Origin of the sequence: Jeotgalibacillus malaysiensis, from assembly GCF_044789845.1 — a bacterium.
Taxonomy (GTDB): Bacteria; Bacillota; Bacilli; order Bacillales; family Jeotgalibacillaceae; genus Jeotgalibacillus; species Jeotgalibacillus malaysiensis_A.
The window spans coordinates 1,427,266-1,448,544 of sequence record NZ_CP085252.1; the positions used below are offsets into that span (position 1 = coordinate 1,427,266).

Genomic DNA, 21,279 nt, shown 5'->3' on the forward strand with positions numbered 1-21,279 from the left:
CTTTTCAGAATCATCTTTACAATTATACATTTACGTTATAACATTTAGGGCAATAATTTGAAAGAGGGGCGTCTTAGTGAAAAAGTTTGAACAATCAGATCGTTTGAATGAATTACCGGAGCAATTCTTTGCAAAACTTTCATCAAAAGTAATGGAGAAGGTGGCAGCGGGGCACGATATTATTAATCTTGGCCAGGGTAATCCGGACCTGCCGACACCTGAACATATCGTCAGAAGATTGCAGGGTGCAGCCGAAAACCCGGTAAATCATAAATACTCTCCTTTTAAAGGAATGAAATATGTAAGAGAAGCGGCTGCTGCTTTTTATAAAAGGGAATATGGCGTGGAGCTTGATCCTGATGAAGAGGTAGCACTGCTGTTTGGAGGAAAAGCAGGTCTGGTAGAATTACCGCAGTGTCTTGCAAACCCCGGAGATGTGGTGCTTGTGCCGGATCCGGGCTACCCTGATTACTGGTCAGGTGTATCACTTGCAGAAGCTGAAATGGTCATGATGCCGCTGCTTGAAGAAAATCAGTTTTTACCGGATTTGACTAAGATTCCTGAAGAAGCTGCAAAAAAAGCAAAGCTGATGTTTTTGAACTATCCAAATAATCCTACAGGCGCAGTTGCAGATCAGGATTTCTTTGATGAAGTGATTGCTTTTGCTGAAAAGTATAATATTTGTGTGGTTCATGATTTTGCATACGGATCGATTGGCTTCGATGGCTATCGTCCGGTCAGCTATCTGCAGTCTGAGCGTGCTAAAGAAAATGGGATTGAGATCTATACACTCTCTAAAACCTTTAATATGGCGGGCTGGAGAGTTGCTTTTGCGGTGGGAAATCCTTCTGTGATTAAGGCGCTCAACCTTCTGCAGGATCATCTGCATGTAAGTCTGTTCGGAGCAGTGCAGGAAGCGGCAGAATCAGCCCTTACGGAGTCTTATGAACCGGCACTCGCGCTGTCTGATATTTATGAGAAGAGAAGAAATACAATGGTTCGTGCTTTTAACGAGGCAGGCTGGAAGGTTAAAGCACCACAGGGTTCATTCTTTGCCTGGTTTAAAGTGCCTGATGGTTATTCGTCAGAGAGCTTCAGTGACGTGCTGCTAGAGAAAGCAGGAGTTGTGGTAGCGCCCGGTATCGGCTTCGGGGAAAGTGGTGAAGGCTACGTCAGAGTTGCACTGCTGGCAGATGAGGACAGAATAGAGGAAGCAGCATCAAGACTCTCAAAGCTTAAGCTGTTTGTTTAATACATAAAAATCCACGCTGAAAATGAGGTGAAGGGATTGGCAAATGATCACGTTGAATTAACCATTCTTCAAACCAATGATATCCATGGGCACGTAAAGTCCACCTCTCACTGGGGAACAGATCACACGCACGGAATGGCGCGTCTGTCATCAATTATTAAAAACAGGAGGCAGGTTGACACGGATCTGTTACTGCTCGATACAGGGGATATGTTAAAAGGCAGCCCTTTATCTTACCATTACGCAAAATATAATGATCATATGCCAAACCCGATGATTTCAATCATGAATCACCTTGAATATGATTGTGCAGCAATCGGGGAGTATGATTTTGACTATGGACTGCCTTTTTTGAGCCGTGCAATCGGCAGATCATTCTTTCCATGGCTTGCTGCAAACATTGTACACAAGACGACTAAAGAGCCATACTTCGGCTTCCCGTACACAGTTAAAATCATAAAAGGTGTTAAAGTTGCCATTCTCGGCGTTTCAGCTACCAGAAAAATCGGGGAACATCCATTTATCCTGAAAGATATCCTGATTGAGGATGCTTATGTATCAGCAAAACGATGGGTAGGTTTTATACATGAGACGGAGAGCCCGGATCTTGTAATCGTTAATTACCACGGTGGTTTTAACAAAAAAGACGCTCGCAGCATTGATCAGGGGGATGAGATCTGTTCGATTGATGGAATTGATATCCTGTTGACCGCAAGAGATCATGCAAAGATTAGTGAAATGAAACATGGTAAATTTGTGATGCAGACGGGTGGATACGGGATTGAACTGGGGGAAGTGCGTGTGACACTTTCACGCTTTGGGTCTTCTTATAAAGTAGAGTCAATTAATGGTCTTTTTCATGCAGCAAATGAAGCTGAGCCTGATGAGGAAATTGAGAAACTGGTACATTTCCAACAGCTTGAAACATTGAATTGGAGTCTCCGTGAGAAAGTTTCACAGCATTTTAAGCATTCAGCGTCAGATGATCCTGTTATCAATGATTGGTTGAAGAAATTGCGACTAGAGGATTATATTGACTTCTTTTAGTTCTCATCGCTATACTTTAAAAGATGAATCTGACTAAAGGAATGACTGTAAATGACAGATGGAGCGGACTATAACCAATCATTAAAGCTGTTTATTGTTTTATCAAGAGCGTATAAAGCAATTAACGAATCAAGCAGCAAGCTTTTTCAGGAGCATGGGCTGAACCCGACTGAATTTGGCGTGCTCGAATTACTGTACCATAAAGGAAAGCAGCCGCTTCAGAAAATAGGCGGAAAGATTCTCCTTGCAAGCGGCAGTATTACGTATGTGGTGGACAAACTTGAAAAAAAAGGATTAATCTCGAGAATTGCTTCTCCGGAAGACAGAAGAGTTACATACGCTGTCATCACAGATGAAGGCCATCAATTTATGAGTGAGATCTTCCCGGCACATGAAAAAAATCTTCATGAACTCATGACAGCTTTATCGGATGATGAACAAAAACAGGCAATCGAACTGCTGAAGAAACTGGGACTTTCTATTAAAGACCTATCTTATTAAAGCAGATTTACTTGTTGAACACCAGACGCCGGAATAGTCCGGTGTTTTTTTATGGAAAAAAGCAGGAAGTGGGAAGCATTCAGTCGAATGATATAACTGAATCCCTACATAAGGAGAATGATGATGCTGAAATTTAGTGACTACGAATATAAACGCCCTGATATTGAGCAGGTGAAAATTCAATTTAATCAATTGCTGGATGCTTTCAGAAATGCTGAAAAACTAGAGGAGCAGGAACAAGTGATCCTGAAAGTGAATCAGCTGCGGGATGATGTTTCAACGCAGGGTAACCTTGCGTTTATCAGAGCATCCATTGATACAAAGAATGAATTCTATGAAAACGAAAAAAATTACTTTGATGAAGCCCAGCCGGAGTTTGAAGCTTTAATTACGCTCTTTTATGAGGAGCTTGTTAAGTCCCCGTTTCGCAATGAACTTGAAGAAAAATGGGGGCGTCAGTTCTTTGATCTGGCAGACTACTCCATCAAATCCTTCAGCCCTGAGATTATTCCTTTACTACAGGAGGAAAACAGGCTGTCCTCTGAATATTCCAGGCTGGTGGCTTCAGCAGAAATTGAATTCAATGGTGACACGCTGACACTTGCTCAAATTGATCCTTATACGGAGTCAACAGATCGTGAAACAAGAGAAAAAGCAGTGAAGGCTAAGTTTGACTTCTTTGCAGAAAATGAAGCGAAATTCGATTCGCTGTATGACAGTCTCGTGAAAACCAGACATGAAATCGCATTAAAGCTTGGGTATAAAAACTTCGTCGATGTCGGCTACCTGAGAATGCTGAGAGTGGATTACGATGCAGAAAAAGTAGCTAAATTCCGTGAGCAGGTCCGTACATTCGTTGTACCCCTTGCAATTAAGCTGAGAGAACGTCAGCAGGAAAGAATTGGCGTGCAGGAATTGATGTTTTGGGATGAATCACTGGAATTTCTTACGGGAAATGCTAACCCGCAAGGTGGGCCGGAATGGATTATCGATAAAGGAAAACAGATGTACCAGGAGCTTTCAGACGAAACAAATGAGTTTTTTTCATTTATGAATGAGCGTGAACTGATGGACCTTGAAGCTAAAAAGGGGAAGGAAGCAGGGGGCTACTGCACATTTATTGAAAACTATGAATCACCGTTTATCTTCTCTAATTTTAATGGAACTTCAGGGGACATTGATGTGTTAACGCATGAAGCGGGTCATGCTTTTCAAGTATACATGAGCAGGCACTCAAGTATCCCTGAGTATATCTGGCCAACACATGAAGCAGCTGAAATTCATTCGATGAGTATGGAGTTTCTCACCTGGCCGTGGATGGAGAATTTCTTCGGAGATCAGACTGAAAAATACAAGTTTACCCATTTAAGCAGCGGCATTTTGTTTTTACCTTATGGGGTAGCTGTTGATGAGTTTCAGCACCGTATTTATGAAAAACCGGATATGACGCCTGAAGAAAGAAAGGCGGTCTGGAAAGAACTCGAGGAAATTTATCTGCCTCACCGTAATTATGGGGACCATAACTACCTGAATCGCGGGGGCGTATGGCAGAGGCAGGGTCATATTTATGAAGATCCTTTTTATTATATTGACTACACGCTCGCCCAGATTTGTGCGTTTCAGTTCTGGAAAAAATCAAGAGAAGACTTTGACAATGCATGGAAGGATTACGTGCATTTATGCAAGCTTGGGGGTTCAAAATCATTCACAAAACTGCTTAAGGAAGCGAACCTCAAATCACCATTTGAAGAGGGGAGCCTTGAGTCAGTCGTGAAAGAGATCGAGCATTGGCTTGATGGTGTTGATGATAAGATGCTTTGATCACAATGTAATCTAAGTGGATGAAGGATATGAAAGTAAGTCTGATTGTAATAATGAAAGCCTGAGACAAATTTGTCTCAGGCTTTTAACTTAGATCTTTTCAATTTTAATCTCCTGATCCACAAGTACTGCTTTCAATTGCTTTTCTTCAGGGTGATCGTAAACAAAATCAGTTACCTGATCTTCAATTGTTTCCTGAATCACTCTTCTGAGCGGGCGTGCACCAAATGAAGGGTGGTAGCCAAGTTCAGCAATCTTTTCTTTTACTTCTTCAGTTACTTCGAGCTTCATCTGCTGTTCTTCAATCAATTCATTTAATTCATTCAGCATCAGATCAACAATTTTAATCAGGTGCTCTTTACCAAGTGAATCAAATTCGATAATGCTGTCAAATCTGTTCAGAAATTCCGGCTTGAAAAAGTTACTCAGTGATTCGAGAATAGACGCTTCATCGGCAGCCTGTGTTGCACCAAAGCCGACCGCTTTTTTCCTTGTTCCAACACCGGCGTTGCTTGTCATAATGATGACAGTTTCTTTGAAGCTTACTGTGCGGCCCTGACTGTCAGTTAACCTCCCGTCCTCCATAATCTGAAGGAACATATGCATTACATCAGGGTGAGCTTTTTCAATTTCATCAAGAAGCAGAATCGTATAAGGCGACCGGCGTACTTTTTCAGTCAGCTGTCCTGCCTGATCGTGACCGACATAGCCGGGAGGTGAGCCGATTAATTTTGACACACTGTGTTTTTCCATATACTCACTCATATCGAGACGGATCATATGGTCTTTGGAACCGAATAATTCTTCTGCCAGTGTTTTTGACAATTCTGTTTTACCGACCCCTGTTGGTCCAACAAACAGGAACGATCCTGCCGGACGGTTTTTGGATTTCAATCCTGCACGGCTTCTGCGTACTGCTTTCGCTACACGTTTCACAGCTTCGTTTTGTCCAATCACGTGATTGCGAAGATTTTCTTCCAGTTCAGCCATTTTCTTATGCTCATCCTGCTCAAGTTTACCAACCGGAATACCGGTTTTGCGTTCAATCAATTTCTGGATGAGTTCGATCTGAACGACCGGTTTTTCAGAAGATGCCGGCTGTTTCAGTGCTTTTTCAAGTTCTTCTTCTTCATCTCTGAGTTTTGCAGCTTTTTCATACTCTTCATGTTTTAACGCTTCTTCTTTTTCAATATGAATGGCCTTCAGACGCTTTTCAACTGCGTCCTTATCCGCATTCTCGAGTGTGAGGTTCAACTTCGAACCAGCCTCATCCATCAGATCAATTGCTTTATCCGGAAGAAAGCGGTCCTGAATATAGCGTTTTGATAATGTAACGGTTGCTTCGATCGCTTCAGGGCTGTATTTCACACTGTGAAAATCTTCATATCTAGGTGCAAGTCCCTTCAGGATATCAATCGCTTCTGAAATGGAAGGCTCTTTCAGATGAATTGGCTGAAATCTCCGCTCTAAAGCGGCATCCTTTTCGATTTTCCGGTATTCAGACAATGTCGTCGCACCAACCAGCTGCATTTCACCACGTGCCAGGGCCGGCTTGAGAATATTACCTGCATCCATAGAACCCTCAGCTGATCCGGCACCAACAATCTGGTGGATCTCATCAATGAACAGGATGACATTTTTACGCTGTTGCAGTTCATTGATAAGCTGCTTCATTCTTTCTTCAAATTGACCCCTGATACCCGTGTTTGAGACAAGGGAAGCTACATCTAATAAAATCACTTCTTTTTGCTTTAATTTCTGTGGTACTGTTCCTTCAGCAATTTTAAGTGCTAATCCTTCTGCTGCGGCTGTCTTACCAATACCAGGTTCTCCAATCAGTACCGGATTGTTTTTATTTCTTCTATTTAAAATTTCGATCATTTGTTCAATTTCTGCATCACGGCCTATTACCGGGTCAATCAGACCGGCACCTGCAAGGTTTGTCAGGTTTCTTCCATACTCTTCAAGAAGTCCCTGTTCTTTTGAAGGCTCCTGCTTAACCTGTTCAAAAGGCTGAAATTGATCATGCCCTTTTTTATTCATAGCAGCATGCAGCTTTGAGCGCTCTTCTTTATAACATGCGGAGCACAAATGAAAATCCTGTACCTGATCATTTAGTTGAACTCTGAATTGTATATTTGCAGGCTTACTCTGGCATTTTTGACAAATCATTGTGACTCCCCCTTAAATAGATTTGGTCAGTAAAGTTTGACTAACTTTGACTTTCTGATATCAGTATACTTTGACCTTTGTTGACTTTCAAGTAATAAGTTTCGAGGAATCAAAAAACCCGTTTTCCTGTTAAGAAAACGGGCGTCATGTATTATTCGATTGTTTCAGCCATCAGTAAAAATGCCTCTTGAAGACCGGAGTCTGTTTTCGCATAGATCGCAATTTTTACGTACATATCGTTCTTTTCATACAAATAAGTTTTAAACTGCTCTTCACCAAGTGTGGCTTCATAGCCTCCGATTACTTCATTGGCGCTGCCCTCAGGTGTCCAGTCAGCTGAAGCTTCTCCCTGAATCGCATCAGCCTGGCCCTTCATCTGCTCTTCAATCAGGGCAGCTTCAGATTCAGCTTTTGGATAAGTATGGATTCGCATATATTGTGCGCCGTCCTCATCGTAGAAGACCTGATCCACATTCGGTTCCTCAGGTGTAAAAGTAAAACCTTCAGCTACATAGACACTGTAATTGTTTTCTTCACTTTCTTGTAAAAAGGCAATGCGTTCAGTTTCTTCGCCATCGATTGTCAGCGTCATTGGCTGTTCGAGCAGGCGCATTTCAGTACCTGTTTCTTCTTCAGCTGCTTCTTCAGTTGACTCTTCGGCTGGTTCTTCCTGTGCATCAGATTCATCTGTTTCTTCAGCAGGAGGTTCTTCTGATGATTCCTCAGCTGCTTCTTCTTCCACTTCTTCCTCAGGAGCTTCAGTTTCTTCAGCAGGTTCTTCAACTGTTTCTTCAGTGCTTTCTTCCTGCTGTCCCCCGGTATTTTCCTCTTCGGCGCTTTCAGTTCCGCAGGCTGCGATGAAAGCTGCTAGCATAAGTACAAGTAATAATGTCCATAACTTTTTCATTGTGATTCCTCCATTCAATATGTATGCGCTTATAACAACAGACGTATGAGCATTGTAAAAGTTTCAAAAAAGGCATAAAGTGATATAGACAAAGAGTTAGGAAAAGCAGGTGAATGGGTATGAATAAAGATGAAGTGAACAATTTACTGGAGCAGTTAAAAGCTGGAGAGTTAAAAGAAATAACTGTAGATAAGAAAGATTTTGATTTTTTCAGAAGTATTTTAACTGAAAGAGAAGACTTCAAGTATTTTCGCGGAATAGCAGGTCATTATGGAAGAACAGTCTATCAATACCTTGAAGAGCCAAGAAGCTGAGGAGGAGTTTGATGAAAACAGTCGTAGTAACAGGTGCTGCAAACGGGATAGGACTTGCAATTGCAAAAGCTTACGTAAATGACGGCGCTTTTGTTTATATGGTTGATATCAATGAGGATAAGCTGAAAGAAGAAGCCGGAAAGCTGGAGCATGCTGAAGCGGTTATTGCTGATGTATCCAAATATGAACATGTTAAAAATCTTTTTGCTCATGTAAAAGAAAAATCAGGTTCAATTGATATTTTAATTAATAACGCAGGAATCTCCAAATTTAAATCAATATGGGAAGTATCAGTGGAAGATTGGGAAAGTATTCTACATACTAATCTCTCGAGTGTTTTCTATTGTTCGAGAGAGGCAGCCGGATTGATGGACCAGGGCGGCGCGATCGTGAACCTTAGTTCTACACGTGCCCACATGTCAGAGCCGAATACTGAGGGTTACGCAGCCACAAAAGGCGGTATTTTTGCACTGACTCATTCACTGGCAGTTACTTTATCTGAAAAGGATATTACAGTAAATGCAATCAGTCCGGGGTGGATTCATACAGGTGATTATGAAGAACTGAGGGAAGTGGATCATGATCAGCACCTGTCCAACCGGGTAGGAAAGCCGGAAGATATTGCAAGAGCATGTCTGTTCCTTACAGATGAATCAAATAATTTTATAAATGGTGAGAATCTTGTCATTGACGGTGGTATGACGAGAAAAATGATTTATGAGCATTAATTAATATTTAGTATAATGGACTTCCGGATCATTAATCCGGAAGTTGCTGCAGGGGGAATATTCCCGGTCCATTATGCTGCTATATTATATGGATCAGGCTTGTTTGTCCTTGCATTACTTAGTAGAAATATTCGTCAGACAGGAACAATGCTAATTGTTTTTGGCTCTCTGCTGTCGCTTTTGTTCAGTGGATGGTCAGCACTTCCTATTATTACGCTGGGCATATATTTATTCTGGCGATTGCTATCAAGGTCTTATCATCAAGATTCATATGAAATCACAACAATTCAGCTTATTTTATTAATGATTGTATTCATTGGTGTCTACAGTTTTCAGTTAACCTATGAGGTTTATTCCGCGGTACCCGTGATCCTTTCGTTAATTGCAGGTTTTATATTGTATAGTTCTGCTCCTTACTTCAGCAGTTATACTGGAAAGAAAGCCATGAAGCTGTATATCAAATGGTCATGTTTATTTCTAACAGGTGCAATAACCATTTACATTTTAATTAAACCTTTCAGGCTTCTTCTTATTGAAGGCGTAAGTTTAATGATCTCATTAATCACACTTCTTCTTTATCGTTCAGGGATAGATATTGATGTCCCAGAAATTACGCTGGAGGAAGAGGAACCATCTGCAGGAGGGAGATTATTAAGCCCAAATCCTTTCGGAGTAACTGAGATTGAACAAACAGTCAGGATTGGTAAGGTGGAACTTGTTGCATTAATCGCAGGTCTGTTGATGCTAACTTTCTTCACATGGAAGATAGTGAAAAAATTTAGCATGCAGCTCCAATATACGCAAAAAAATCATGAGGGGATGGTCATAAGCAGGAAAGATGCTGATCTGCCACCTTCAATGAAAATGACAATACCAAATCATGTAATCAGAAAAGAAATGCTGAAGCTGGAAAAAAAGGCTCAAAAAAAGAATGCAGGAAGGCTTAAGTCAGAAACAGTAAGAGAGTGGTTCACCAGACTGAATCTGCAGCAGGCGGAAGTTTTTGCCGGAATATATGAAAAAATACGTTACGCTGATGAAGAATTAACAGAATCAGAATATAAATCTTTTGAACAATTTGTTAAGGATTTTGAAAAAAGAATCAAAAGCTTTTAAAAAACGAATGCCGAAGCGTAGTAAATTCATTGTGCTTATGCTGCTGTCATGCTATTCTTATGATTTAAAGAGGTTATTTTAACTCATTGCCTGTGAGGGAATGATTTTTATTGACGGCAACGTCTGAATTCGTTAACTTATTAAGGTGATGTTGTAAATACAAGTGTAGAAAAGGAGAAAATTAATCATGACACAAAAAACTTTTACAGTAACAGCAGAAACTGGAATCCACGCACGTCCGGCAACAATTCTTGTTCAAAATGCAAGCAAGTTCGATTCTGATATCCAGCTTGAGTATAAAGGTAAGAAAGTAAACCTTAAATCAATCATGGGTGTTATGTCTCTTGGTGTAGGTAAAGATGCTGAAATCACAATTTATGCTGATGGAAGCGACGAAGAGGAAGCGCTGGCAAGTCTTGAAGAAACACTGAAAAACGAAGGCCTGGCGTAAGAATGTCTTCAGTACTAAAAGGAATTGCGGCATCAAGCGGAATCGCGATTGCAAAGGCTTACCGTCTAGTAGAGCCTGATCTTTCATTCGAACAGACGAAAGTTGAGAATGCAGATCAGGAAGTACAGCGCTTCCAGGAAGCACTACAGACATCAAAACAAGAGCTTGAAGTAATCCGCGACCGTGCCAAGACTGAGCTTGGTGAAGATAAAGCGGCGATTTTCGAAGCGCATCTACTCGTATTAAGTGATCCTGAGCTGGTCTCTCCGATTGAGGATAAGATCAAAAGCGAGCAGGTAAACGCTGAAGCAGCACTTAAAGAAACTGCAGATATGTTTGTTACAATGTTTGAACAGATGGATAACGAGTACATGAAAGAACGTGCTGCTGATATCCGTGATGTTACTAAACGTGTGCTATCCCATCTGCTTGGAGTAAAAGTACTTAACCCAAGCATGATCTCAGAAGAAGTTGTTGTCATCGCTGACGACTTAACACCTTCTGACACTGCTCAATTAAACCGTGAATTTGTTAAAGGCTTTACAACAAATATCGGTGGCCGTACGTCACATTCAGCAATCATGGCACGTTCAATGGAAATTCCTGCTGTCGTAGGAACGAAAGAAGCGACTGTGACGATTGAAAATGGCGATATGGTTATTGTAGACGGACTGAACGGTGAAGTTCATGTGAATCCGACTGAAGAAATCATTAGTAAATATAAGCAGGAAGCTGCAGATTTTGCTGATCAGAAAGCAGAATGGGCAAAGCTTGTAGATGAGAAAACAGTAACAGCTGATGGCCGTCATGTGGAGCTTGCTGCTAATATCGGAACACCTGGGGATCTTGAAGGTGTAACGAATAACGGCGGCGAGGCAATTGGTCTTTACCGTACAGAATTTCTCTATATGGGCCGTACTGAACTCCCTTCAGAGGATGAGCAGTACGAATCTTATAAAGCAGTATTAGAAGGCATGAAAGGTAAACCGGTTGTTGTTCGTACGCTTGACATCGGCGGAGACAAAGAACTTCCTTACCTGAACCTGCCTGAAGAAATGAATCCATTCCTTGGCTTCCGTGCGATCAGACTTTGCCTTGAGCAGACTGACCTGTTCCGTACACAGCTGCGTGCACTTTTACGTGCTAGCTCATACGGAAACCTGAAAGTCATGTTCCCGATGATTTCAAATCTTGAAGAATTCAGAGCTGCAAAAGCGCTACTTCTTGAAGTGAAAGAAGAGCTGATTGCAGAAGGCACAGAAGTATCTGATTCTATTGAAGTTGGTATTATGGTTGAAATTCCATCTACTGCTGTTATGGCAGACCAGTTTGCTAAGGAAGTAGATTTTTTCAGCATCGGTACCAATGACCTGATTCAGTATACAATGGCAGCTGACCGTATGAATGAAAGAGTTTCATATCTATATCAGCCTTATAATCCGGCGATTCTGCGCCTGATTAAAATGGTCATTGATGCTTCTCATAAAGAAGGCAAGTGGACTGGCATGTGTGGAGAAATGGCCGGAGATGAAATTGCAATTCCAATCCTCCTTGGACTTGGACTTGATGAATTCTCAATGAGTGCTACATCTATTCTGCCTGCACGTACACAGATCAAGCAGCTTTCAGATGATAAAATGAAAGCATTGGCTGAGCACGTACTGACACTTTCAACAAATGATGAAGTTATTGAGGCTGTAAAAAAAGAAATCAATTTGTAATATAAATGTTACTAAAATCGGGATTAAATGAATGAACAGGGGGAAGTATATTAGTAGTACAAGCATACTTTTTCATTCTGATTTCCCTTTTTTGAACCGGATTCCCCCCATAATCCGGTTCTTTTTTTATGTGATAAAAGGGTTCTTCCAGATCATCAGCACTGCGCAATCAGCTGAATCTTCATCCTCCAGATAATTCTTCATCAGCCGTTCAGGCATCCTTCCTGACTTCATTAAAAAAGTAACGACCGGGTCATCCAATTCCCCTTTTACAACCTTTTCATAATATGCTTCAATTGTGAGCTTATCACGTACTTTTTTGTAGCCTGGCATTCTGCTGCCGCCTGCCAGCTTTTTAACGCCCAGATAGACGACTGTTTCATACTTCGCCCTCATCAGCTCTTTTCCAAGCCCAAGCCCCCGGTAATCAGGATCAATACAAATATCAACTATATAAAGTACCTCTCCGTCATCTTCATGGTTTGTAATGTAGCCGTCTGACGTTATTTGTTCCCACGTGTGGCTTTCATTTGCATAATTGGTTCTGAGTGAAGTAATAGAGCCTGCGATTTGACCATCGACCTCAATACATAATGCACCGTCAGAAAATCTCGTGATGTGGGAGGTCAGCTGTTCATGATTCCATAGTAAATCCGGCGGGAAAGGCGGTGGAAAAGCTTTGCGCTGAAGGTCAATTAAATCCTCAAAATCCTCTTGATTGTAATTTCGTACATTTACTCTATATCTTTTTTTATTTTTGAAGATATACAGGTTTTTATTCATAACATCCTCCTTTTTGCCAATCTTATCAACATAATCAATCATTTGCAATTTTCAAAAAGTGAGTCACAATAAATATGAGGAGGGATCAGGATGAAAATTGGATTTATTGGAACAGGTGTTATGGGAAAGTCGATTGTTCTGCACTTGTTAAAAGAGCATCCGGTACATATTTTCACGCGTACAAAACAAAAAGCGGAGGAATTGATCAGCCATGGAGCGGTCTGGGAGGATACACCGGCGTCCCTCGCTTCTGAGTGCAGGCTGATTTTTACAATGGTAGGGTACTCTGAAGATGTGCAGCAGGTATACTCAGGTGAAAATGGCATTTTTAATGCTGCGTCTGAAGGCACGATCTGTGTTGATTTAACAACCTCTAAACCGGGGCTGGCCATAGACCTGTTTGAAAAAGGTAAGGATAAAGGTATCCACATGATTGACGCACCGGTATCCGGCGGTGACACCGGCGCCAAGAATGGAACGCTATCAATTATGACAGGTGGCGAGGAAGCTGTATTTGAGCAGATCCTGCCAGTACTTGAATTATTCGGTTCTAATATTGTTTATCATGGTGAAGCTGGAAGCGGTCAGCATACAAAAATGAGCAATCAGATTGTGATTGGGTCAACGATGATGGGTGTGTGTGAAGCGTTGACTTATGCAGTAAAGTCCGGTCTTGACCCTGAAAAGGTGCTGGCAAGTATTTCACAGGGAGCCGCAGGAAGCTGGAGCCTGAGTCATCTTGCGCCGCGAATTTTAAAAGGGGATTATGAGCCTGGTTTTTATATTCATCACTTTATTAAGGACTTAAAAATCGCATTGGAAGAAAGTAAAAGAATGGGTCTCGCGCTGCCCGGGCTAGAGCTTGCATTAAAGTCTTACGAGCAGGCACAGACAATCGGTCTTTCGGAAAAAGGGACACAAGCATTATTTAAAGTATACGAAGACCAGATGTAACAAAAACACCCTCTGCAAATCCAGCAGTTTAATCTGGTGGATTTCAAAGGGTGTTTTTAATTCATCTGGACAAATAATTTTTCATGCGCTCAAACGCTTCATTCAGCTGATCTTCTGAACACGCATAAGACACCCGTATATAACCTTCTCCTTCAGGTCCAAATGCAGTGCCGGGTACTACACCGACCTTTGCATGCGCTGCCAGATCAAGCGCAAATTCCTCAGCATTTTTCGCACCGGGGATACCGGCAAAGAAGTAAAAGGCCCCGTCAGGTTTAACAACATCAAACCCTAGCTCATTCAGCTTTTCCTCAGTCAATGCCCTTCTTTTTCCGTAAGCTTCCTTCATTGTTTCAGCGTCATTTTTGCCTGCTGTATAAGCTGCAAGCGCAGCATACTGAGAGATGGAAGAAGCACAGGAAACCGTGTATTGATGCACCTTCAGGCATTGTGCTGCAATATGTTCAGGGGCCATTAATACCCCGATTCTCCAGCCGGTCATTGAATGGGATTTAGAGAGACCGTTAATGGTGATTGTCCGCTCTCTTGCAATTGTACCAATTGAGACATGCGTCTCATCATAAGTCAGTTCGCTGTATATTTCGTCAGCCAAAATCAATAAATCGAATTCAACTGCCAAATCAGCGATCCCCTGCAGCTCTGAACGATTCAGGCTGACCCCGGTCGGATTGGAGGGGTAGGGCAGGATGATACAGGATGTCTGTTCAGTGATATAAGGTCTGATCATATCGGCAGTCATTTTAAAATGGTGATCAGTTGTATTGATAAAAACAGGCACTGCCCCGCATTGTTTAATGACAGGCGTGTAACCCGGATAGACAGGACCCGGTAAAATCACTTCCTCATTTTTAGACAAAATGGTTCTGAGTGCCGTGTCAATTGCCTGTGATGCACCATTGGTTACGATCACCTCATCTTCAGCCCGGTAATTCAGCTGATATTTCTCCAACATATAGTCAGAGATTGCTTTTCTCAGTTCTATAATACCTGCATTATGTGTGTAATTAGTATGGTTATGATCAATTGCATTCTTTGCAGCTTCTTTTATGTGTGAAGGAGTTGGAAAGTCCGGCTGCCCGATTGTCAGTGAGATCATGCCATCTATATGCTGGATTTTGTTAAAGAACTTCCTGATACCTGATATTTCAATGTTTTTTACTGCTTCATTCATTAAGGTCACTTCCTTTAGTATTGCGTATATAAAAGATATTGTACCGTAAATAGATTCCTGATGACATGAGAAATATTTTTGGTTAAAAAAGATGATTAAAGGATAAATAACAATTATGAAGATTGGGAGGTGAATTTTATGATCAGAGTGATGGGCATGACATCAGGAGGGAGCCTGAGTCAATTTGATACGATTAAAGATGCTAAAAAGGCCAGTCTCAGGTGGATGTGGGTTGATTTTAACCAACCTTCTGAGCGCGAAGGTAAAGAATTGTCAAAGTCATTCTCATTTCACCCGCTGGCAATTGAGGACTGTGTGGAAAAGGGATATCAGCGCCCTAAATTCGATAGCTATCATCAATATATATTTCTGGTTCTGCATCATTTAACAAAGGATACATATGAAGCTGAAGAGGTTGATGTATTTGTGAATGAAAAGATGATCGTAACCTGGCATTATGATCAGTTAAACATGATCGATGAGATCTGGGAAAGGCAGCTGTCCGGAGAAGGACTTGCAGAAGAAGGAAATCCGATCGGGCTGCTGCATTCAATATTGGATATGACTGTGGATGATTACTTTCCATCCGTTTACGGCATTGAAGACGTATTGAACAGTATTGAGGAGAAAACAGATGAGAACTCATCACATGACCTGATGGACCGGCTATTTGACGTCAGGCATGATATGCAAAAGCTCAGGAGGTCACTTGTCCCTACCAGGGATATGCTGTACAGGTTGCTAAATGGAACAAATGTAGCTTTAACAAGAGATCAGCAATTATATTTTTCAGATGTGAATGATCATGTGATAAAGCTGACAGAAATGCTTGAGTCTTATCGTGAATTTTCATCAGATATCAGAGATAACTATATCTCAGTCAGCTCAGATAAAATGAATAACATCATGATGACACTGACAGTCATTACGACTATTTTTATGCCGTTGTCATTTTTAGCAGGGTTATATGGGATGAACTTTGTTTTTATTCCCGAGCTTGAATTTGAATATGGCTATTTTGTGCTGCTTGGCATCATGTTTTTGATTGCCGTTGTTATGTTTATTGTTTTCAGAAAGATCGGCTGGCTTCAGTTCTCAAGGTCAAAAAAGAAAAAGCGCCGCAGAATTTTCAAACGCTGAAATCTGAAGTAAGAAAACTGTTATACAGTCATGCGGAGCGGAACGTTTTCAGAAGCTGAGACACTTGTCTTAGCTTCTTTTTTAATGCAATGATTTTACATGAAATTAATGATTTTAATAAAGGTTTTTGTAAGGCGGTTATGGAAGTGTAGAGGAAAGAAATGGGGGAGAGCCGAATGAACCGGACTGAACAGGCACCAAGAAGTGGAATGAAGCTGTTTTTTACGCTGCCGATTTTATCATGGGCTTTATATGATTTTGCAAATACGATCTTTTCATCAAATATTAATACAGTATTTTTCCCGTTTTATCTGGATGCACAAATTGGCGGGAGTGCTGAAATGGAACAGGTTGCAAGTACTTTCATTTCATATGCCAATGCATTTGCAAGCTTCTTACTCGTTGTTTTTTCCCCGCTCTACGGTGTATGGATAGACCGGACAGGACAAAAAAAGAAGTATATTGTCTGGCTGGCGTCGTTATCGATTGTCGGAACATTTTTGATGGGGATTTTTGCTGTAACTGATATGTCAGGGGAGTGGTTCAACCTCCCGATTAATTTATTTTTTGTCGTCATTGCATTTGTAGCTGCAAAATTCTTTTTCAACAGCAGCCTTGTTTTTTATGACACGATGCTTGGTGATCTGGGTACAAAAGAAGAAATTCCGCTTATCTCCGGGTTTGGAGTAGCAGTCGGGTATTTAGGGACAATTGTCGGGCTCTCTGTTTATTTATTTGTACAGGAAGGAAGCCCGGAACAGGCATTTATTCCGACCGCTGTTATGTATTTACTGTTTTCGCTTCCATTGTTCTTTTTTCTGAAGGACACACCTGCAAAGAAAGCTAAGAAAGAGCATTTCCTGACAGGCTACAAAGAAATCTATGCGACGTTGAAAGAAATGAAATCTTATAAAAATACATTTACTTTTATGCTCTCATATTTTTTTTTAAACGATGCAATTGCTACAACGATTGCAATCATGGCAATCTATGCAACAGCTGTCGTCGGTTTTTCAAGTGGACAATTCATCATTTTATATTTGGGTTCAACCATTTTTGCAGTCATAGGATCATTTATTTTTGGGTACATTACAAAAAAAACCGGTGCAAAAATCGGTGTTATGCTGGTATCCATTATTTTAATCACAGCGCTGACGATTGCAGCACTGGCGACAGCACAGTGGATGTTCTGGATTGCAGGCGCACTGATTGGAATTGCGCTCGGCTCAATGTGGGTAACGTCAAGAACGCTCATTATTGATCTGACACCATATGAAAAAAGAGGACAGTTTTTCGGATTATTTGCTTTTTCAGGAAAAGTTTCATCTATTATAGGACCTGCTGTTTACGGAACCATAACGCTTAACCTGAGAGAATATGGAGAGCTTGCGAGCAGAATTGCCATTTCCTCACTGATCGTGATGGCAGTCATCGGTATGATCCTGCTAATTAAAGTGAAACAGCCGGAACCTCATGCCAATACTTGACTCTGAGGACAGTCATTCCTATAATGAAAATTGTGTTTTTTAATAATGATTTTAAATTAGGGTCCCTATTTATGAATAGGTTCAAGAAAGTTGCCAGGAGGAATTAGACATGAAACTAAGAGCACCAATGCCTGAAATGGACGGCGCGGTAAAATGGTTAAACAATGAAGTAACGAGAGAAGAACTGGTTGGAGAAAAACCAACGCTCATTCATTTCTGGTCAGTCAGCTGTCACCTTTGTAAAGAAGCAATGCCTGACATTAATGAACTGCGTGATGAATATGAAGAAGACCTGAACGTAGTAGCTGTTCATATGCCCCGTTCCGAAGATGACCTTGATATGGAGGTCATTGAGCAGGTTGCAAAGGACCATGATATCTCACAGCCAGTCTATGTGGACAGTGAGCACAAGCTGACTGAAGCATTCGAAAATCAGTACGTACCAGCTTATTACGTATTTGACAAAGAAGGGCAGCTTCGTCATTTCCAGGCTGGCGGCAGCGGAATGAAAATGCTCCGTAAGCGTCTGAACAGAGTGCTTGGCACTGAAGAAAAATAATATGATCACTTAATTAAAAACTTCCTTTACCCGATATACAGGGTGAAGGAAGTTTTTTGTTATGGACGTAAAAGGAGAGATACATATGACAGAACAGAATGGCATCCTGCTTGAAAGCGGGACGAATGAGCTTGAAATCGTTGAATTTGAAGTAAATGGGAGTAAGTACGGGATTAACGTAATTAAGGTAAAAGAAATTATACAGCCAGTGCCGGTTATTCCAATTCCTCATTCTCATCATTATATAAAAGGTATTATCCAGCTGAGAGGAGAAGTGTTACCTGTAATAGATATGAGACAGGTACTTGGCAGCGGAACTGGTGAAACAAATTCACAGGAAAAATATATCGTGTCAGAATTCAATCAGCAAAAAGTAGTTTTTCATGTAGATAATGTTTCGATGATTCACAGAGTTTCGTGGGATCAGATTGAAAAGCCATCTGACATGTATCAGAGTAATCATACGAAAGTGATTGGTGTAATTAAGCGGAATGATGACATGCTGCTTTTGCTCGACTTCGAGAGTATTATCCTTGAGATCAATCCGGAAACGGGCATTAATGTAGGGATGGTAAGGAAGCTGGGAGCGAGAGATAGATCAGAGAAAAAGCTGGTTGTCGCTGAAGACTCACCACTGCTCAGACAACTGCTTTCAGACACCTTGAGAGAAGCAGGATATGACCATGCTGAGTTTTTTGAGAATGGTCAGGATGCGCTGCATTATCTTGAATCACTGACATCTAATCAGACAAAAATTGAAGATCACGTACAACTAGTGATTACTGATATTGAAATGCCGCAGATGGATGGGCATCATTTAACAAAAAGGATTAAAGAACATCAGGATCTGAAAAAGTTACCGGTTGTGATCTTTTCATCATTAATCACGGATGATTTAAAACACAAAGGAAATAGAGTGGGTGCAGATGATCAGATTAGTAAGCCTGAGATCAATCAGCTGATTCATTCAATCGACCGGTTAATCCTGTAAAAAAAAACCGGAGCAGACAAATATTTGAGCTGCTCCGGTTTTTTGTCTATACAGTTAAGGGAAGAGAGTAATATCAACTATTCCCCAAGGCGTTTGAATACAGGGCGCTGATAAGCCGGTTTCTGATGATGTTGATCCTGTACTGGTTTAAGTCCTGTGTATGACTGCAGAATGCTTTTAGCTTCCCTGAGATTCATTCTGGTTTTGGGGTTTCTGACATTGTCTGAAAGCTTTCCGAGATGCGGGAGTTCTTTGAAGTCTGTCTTTTGGGGAGGGATGTGAAACATGTAGTCTGCACATTCTACTAATAAGTCTGAGCGCTGCTGACTTAACCCTGGATTTCTGGAGTATTGGAGCCCGACTTTCTTGGCTTTTCCTTCTTTCAGCATCTGATCAATTGCAGCTTTTTTCATCTGATACAGAAATTTTGAATCCGGCGCTGTTTTTGCATGTTTATTTACAGTAAAAATGGCCTGCGCAATTCTCTCTGAAGAAAGTTCTGAGGGTTCACTCATTTTTTCACTACCTTTTCATTTGATTTGGACAAGTATACCTCAAATAACTGAAATTTTAAAGCTGGAGCGTGATGAAGGTTGAAGAATACCACAGCAGTTATCGATATTGGATCAAATACAATCAGACTCGTGCTTTATGAATATGATCCTGAAAAAGGGATGAAAGAAATTGAGAATATTAAAACAGTAGCGCGGTTAAAATCGTATCTTGATGACGACCAGAACCTGACTGACGAGGGTATAGAAATTCTTGAGGAAGCACTGCTCGCGTTTAACGAGATTATTGATTTTCATAAAATTAGAGATATCCGTGCAGCTGCAACAGCCGCAGTTCGGCAGGCTAAAAACAGTGATGAGATCGTTAAGAAAATGAAAGAGAAAACAGGGATCAGTATAAAGATTCTGACCGAAGAAGAAGAAGCGTTTTTTGGCTTTCTTGCTGTAATCCATTCCACGCCTGTTATGTCTGCTGTAACGATTGATATTGGTGGTGGGAGTACAGAAGTAACTTATTATGAGCATAAACAGCTTCAGCACTCGCACAGCTTTCCTTTTGGAGCGGTTTCCCTGAAAAAAGATTTTATGTCCGGTGAGCAGATGACAAAGAGTGAAAGAAAGAAGCTGATTAAATTTATCAGAGATTCTTTTTTAAGTCTGGACTGGCTGTCAGATAAGAAGGTTCCAATTGTCGCGATTGGCGGAAGTGCACGGAATATTGCGCAGATTCATCAGCAATCCGTTAACTATCCAATTGCCAGTGTTCATCAGTACTGGATGAATGAAAATGATCTGAAAGAGGTGAATGACGAACTGGTTAATATGACAAAGGATGATCTTGAAAAACTTGACGGATTATCAAGTGACCGGACAGATATTATTGCGCCGGCTTCTCAAGTGTTTTGTGAACTGTATGACATTGTTGATGCAAAAGGGTTTATGTTCAGCAGAAAGGGCCTCCGCGATGGCATTGTGTTCAGAGAGCTGATGAAAAAATATGCTGCACCGCTCGATAAGGAAAAGGTCTTTCTATCGAGTATGAACGAGCTCGCTTTTGATTACGCGATTGAAAAGTCTGAAGCGGATCATATGATTTCGCTCGCAACTGAATTGTACTCCCACCTTGGCGCACTCGGAGAGCTGAACGAGTCAGAAAAAGGACTTCAGCTGCTTAAAAGGGCGGCATTCCTTTATTATCTTGGTGAATATATTGATTCAGATTCAAGCAGTCAGCATACTTTTTATATTATTGCTAACCGGTCAATTGATGGTGTATTACATAAAGACCGGATTGCACTTGCTTTGGCAGCTTCTTTTAAAAGTAAATCAATGTTCCAGCAGTTTTTAGAGCCATTTGATGGCTGGTTCAGCGATGAGGAGCTCCATGAAATCAGATTGATCGGTTCTTTAATTAAATTGGCATACAGTTTGAATGGGTCAAAGAGAAACCTGATTAATCAGATCGAAATGAGAAAAAAAGGAGAGAAAATATATTTAAGTCTCTTTGCTGAAGGGCGAACATTAGCAGAAGAATACCAGGCTAATAAGCAAAAAAAGCACTTGGAAAAAACTTTGAAAACCTCACTTGTACTCGACTTTATTCCAATTAAGCAGGAAGCTTAGGAGAGATC

20 protein-coding genes are annotated in these 21,279 nt (G+C 41.0%); 15 read left to right on the forward strand and 5 right to left on the reverse strand.

Annotated features, from left to right (window positions below; all coding sequences use genetic code 11):
* Positions 1-76 precede the first annotated feature (76 nt).
* From LG330_RS07820 to LG330_RS07835, 4 genes are all read left to right on the forward strand, one after another.
* On the forward strand, positions 77-1,252 hold the full coding sequence (locus LG330_RS07820; protein WP_404408836.1) for a pyridoxal phosphate-dependent aminotransferase: 1,176 nt from the start codon (positions 77-79) through the stop codon (positions 1,250-1,252).
* Between the two features lie 36 nt (positions 1,253-1,288).
* Positions 1,289-2,299, forward strand: coding sequence for a bifunctional metallophosphatase/5'-nucleotidase (locus tag LG330_RS07825; RefSeq protein ID WP_404408837.1), 1,011 nt, complete (start codon positions 1,289-1,291; stop codon positions 2,297-2,299).
* Positions 2,300-2,350: 51 nt separating this feature from the next.
* A complete protein-coding gene (locus LG330_RS07830; RefSeq protein ID WP_404408839.1) occupies positions 2,351-2,800 on the forward strand; it encodes a MarR family winged helix-turn-helix transcriptional regulator in 450 nt (149 codons plus the stop codon).
* A gap of 123 nt (positions 2,801-2,923) precedes the next feature.
* A complete protein-coding gene (locus LG330_RS07835; protein WP_404408841.1) occupies positions 2,924-4,621 on the forward strand; it encodes a M3 family oligoendopeptidase in 1,698 nt (565 codons plus the stop codon).
* A 90-nt stretch (positions 4,622-4,711) separates the two neighbouring features.
* Here the strand turns inward: LG330_RS07835 and LG330_RS07840 are convergent, their stop codons facing one another.
* Complete coding sequence (locus LG330_RS07840) at positions 4,712-6,793, reverse strand: AAA family ATPase (protein ID WP_404408843.1); 2,082 nt, start codon at positions 6,791-6,793, stop codon at positions 4,712-4,714.
* A 151-nt stretch (positions 6,794-6,944) separates the two neighbouring features.
* The gene (locus LG330_RS07845) at positions 6,945-7,700 is read right to left on the reverse strand and encodes a hypothetical protein (RefSeq protein ID WP_404408844.1); all 756 of its coding nucleotides are present in this window, start codon (positions 7,698-7,700) and stop codon (positions 6,945-6,947) included.
* Positions 7,701-7,813: 113 nt separating this feature from the next.
* On the opposite strand from LG330_RS07845, the gene LG330_RS07850 reads away from it, so the two are divergent.
* From LG330_RS07850 to ptsP, 5 genes are all read left to right on the forward strand, one after another.
* Positions 7,814-8,014, forward strand: a complete 201-nt coding sequence (locus LG330_RS07850; RefSeq protein WP_404408845.1) for a hypothetical protein — start codon at positions 7,814-7,816, stop codon at positions 8,012-8,014.
* 11 nt (positions 8,015-8,025) lie between these two features.
* A complete protein-coding gene (locus LG330_RS07855; protein ID WP_404408847.1) occupies positions 8,026-8,742 on the forward strand; it encodes an SDR family NAD(P)-dependent oxidoreductase in 717 nt (238 codons plus the stop codon).
* Positions 8,743-9,045: 303 nt separating this feature from the next.
* Positions 9,046-9,858 (forward strand): hypothetical protein, encoded by an 813-nt coding sequence (locus tag LG330_RS07860; RefSeq protein ID WP_404408849.1) that lies wholly within the window; start codon positions 9,046-9,048, stop codon positions 9,856-9,858.
* 187 nt (positions 9,859-10,045) lie between these two features.
* Complete coding sequence (locus LG330_RS07865) at positions 10,046-10,309, forward strand: phosphocarrier protein HPr (RefSeq protein ID WP_039808554.1); 264 nt, start codon at positions 10,046-10,048, stop codon at positions 10,307-10,309.
* A 2-nt stretch (positions 10,310-10,311) separates the two neighbouring features.
* Complete coding sequence (ptsP, locus tag LG330_RS07870) at positions 10,312-12,030, forward strand: phosphoenolpyruvate--protein phosphotransferase (protein ID WP_404408851.1); 1,719 nt, start codon at positions 10,312-10,314, stop codon at positions 12,028-12,030.
* A gap of 126 nt (positions 12,031-12,156) precedes the next feature.
* Here the strand turns inward: ptsP and LG330_RS07875 are convergent, their stop codons facing one another.
* A complete protein-coding gene (locus LG330_RS07875; RefSeq protein ID WP_404408852.1) occupies positions 12,157-12,813 on the reverse strand; it encodes a GNAT family N-acetyltransferase in 657 nt (218 codons plus the stop codon).
* A gap of 90 nt (positions 12,814-12,903) precedes the next feature.
* Here LG330_RS07875 and LG330_RS07880 point away from each other — a divergent pair, with 90 nt between their 5' ends.
* Positions 12,904-13,767, forward strand: coding sequence for an NAD(P)-dependent oxidoreductase (locus LG330_RS07880; protein WP_404408854.1), 864 nt, complete (start codon positions 12,904-12,906; stop codon positions 13,765-13,767).
* Between the two features lie 61 nt (positions 13,768-13,828).
* Here LG330_RS07880 and LG330_RS07885 read toward each other — a convergent pair whose 3' ends face one another.
* Positions 13,829-14,959 carry an aminotransferase class I/II-fold pyridoxal phosphate-dependent enzyme gene (locus tag LG330_RS07885; protein ID WP_404408856.1) on the reverse strand — a complete coding sequence of 377 codons (1,131 nt, stop codon included), beginning with the start codon at positions 14,957-14,959 and terminating at the stop codon, positions 13,829-13,831.
* Positions 14,960-15,097: 138 nt separating this feature from the next.
* Between LG330_RS07885 and corA the strand changes: the two genes are divergently transcribed.
* The 4 genes from corA (at position 15,098) to LG330_RS07905 (ending at position 19,136) form a co-directional block, all read left to right on the forward strand.
* Entirely contained in the window at positions 15,098-16,099 is a 1,002-nt protein-coding gene (corA, locus tag LG330_RS07890) for a magnesium/cobalt transporter CorA (protein ID WP_404408858.1), read from the forward strand.
* A 176-nt stretch (positions 16,100-16,275) separates the two neighbouring features.
* The gene (locus tag LG330_RS07895; protein ID WP_404408859.1) at positions 16,276-17,586 is read left to right on the forward strand and encodes an MFS transporter; all 1,311 of its coding nucleotides are present in this window, start codon (positions 16,276-16,278) and stop codon (positions 17,584-17,586) included.
* A 109-nt stretch (positions 17,587-17,695) separates the two neighbouring features.
* Positions 17,696-18,145: a TlpA disulfide reductase family protein gene (locus tag LG330_RS07900; protein WP_404408861.1), complete on the forward strand. Its 450-nt coding sequence runs from the start codon at positions 17,696-17,698 to the stop codon at positions 18,143-18,145.
* A gap of 85 nt (positions 18,146-18,230) precedes the next feature.
* Positions 18,231-19,136: a chemotaxis protein gene (locus LG330_RS07905; protein ID WP_404408863.1), complete on the forward strand. Its 906-nt coding sequence runs from the start codon at positions 18,231-18,233 to the stop codon at positions 19,134-19,136.
* Between the two features lie 77 nt (positions 19,137-19,213).
* Here the strand turns inward: LG330_RS07905 and LG330_RS07910 are convergent, their stop codons facing one another.
* A complete protein-coding gene (locus tag LG330_RS07910) occupies positions 19,214-19,651 on the reverse strand; it encodes a YkyB family protein (protein WP_404408865.1) in 438 nt (145 codons plus the stop codon).
* A 78-nt stretch (positions 19,652-19,729) separates the two neighbouring features.
* Here LG330_RS07910 and LG330_RS07915 point away from each other — a divergent pair, with 78 nt between their 5' ends.
* A complete protein-coding gene (locus tag LG330_RS07915) occupies positions 19,730-21,271 on the forward strand; it encodes a Ppx/GppA family phosphatase (protein WP_404408866.1) in 1,542 nt (513 codons plus the stop codon).
* Positions 21,272-21,279 lie beyond the last annotated feature (8 nt).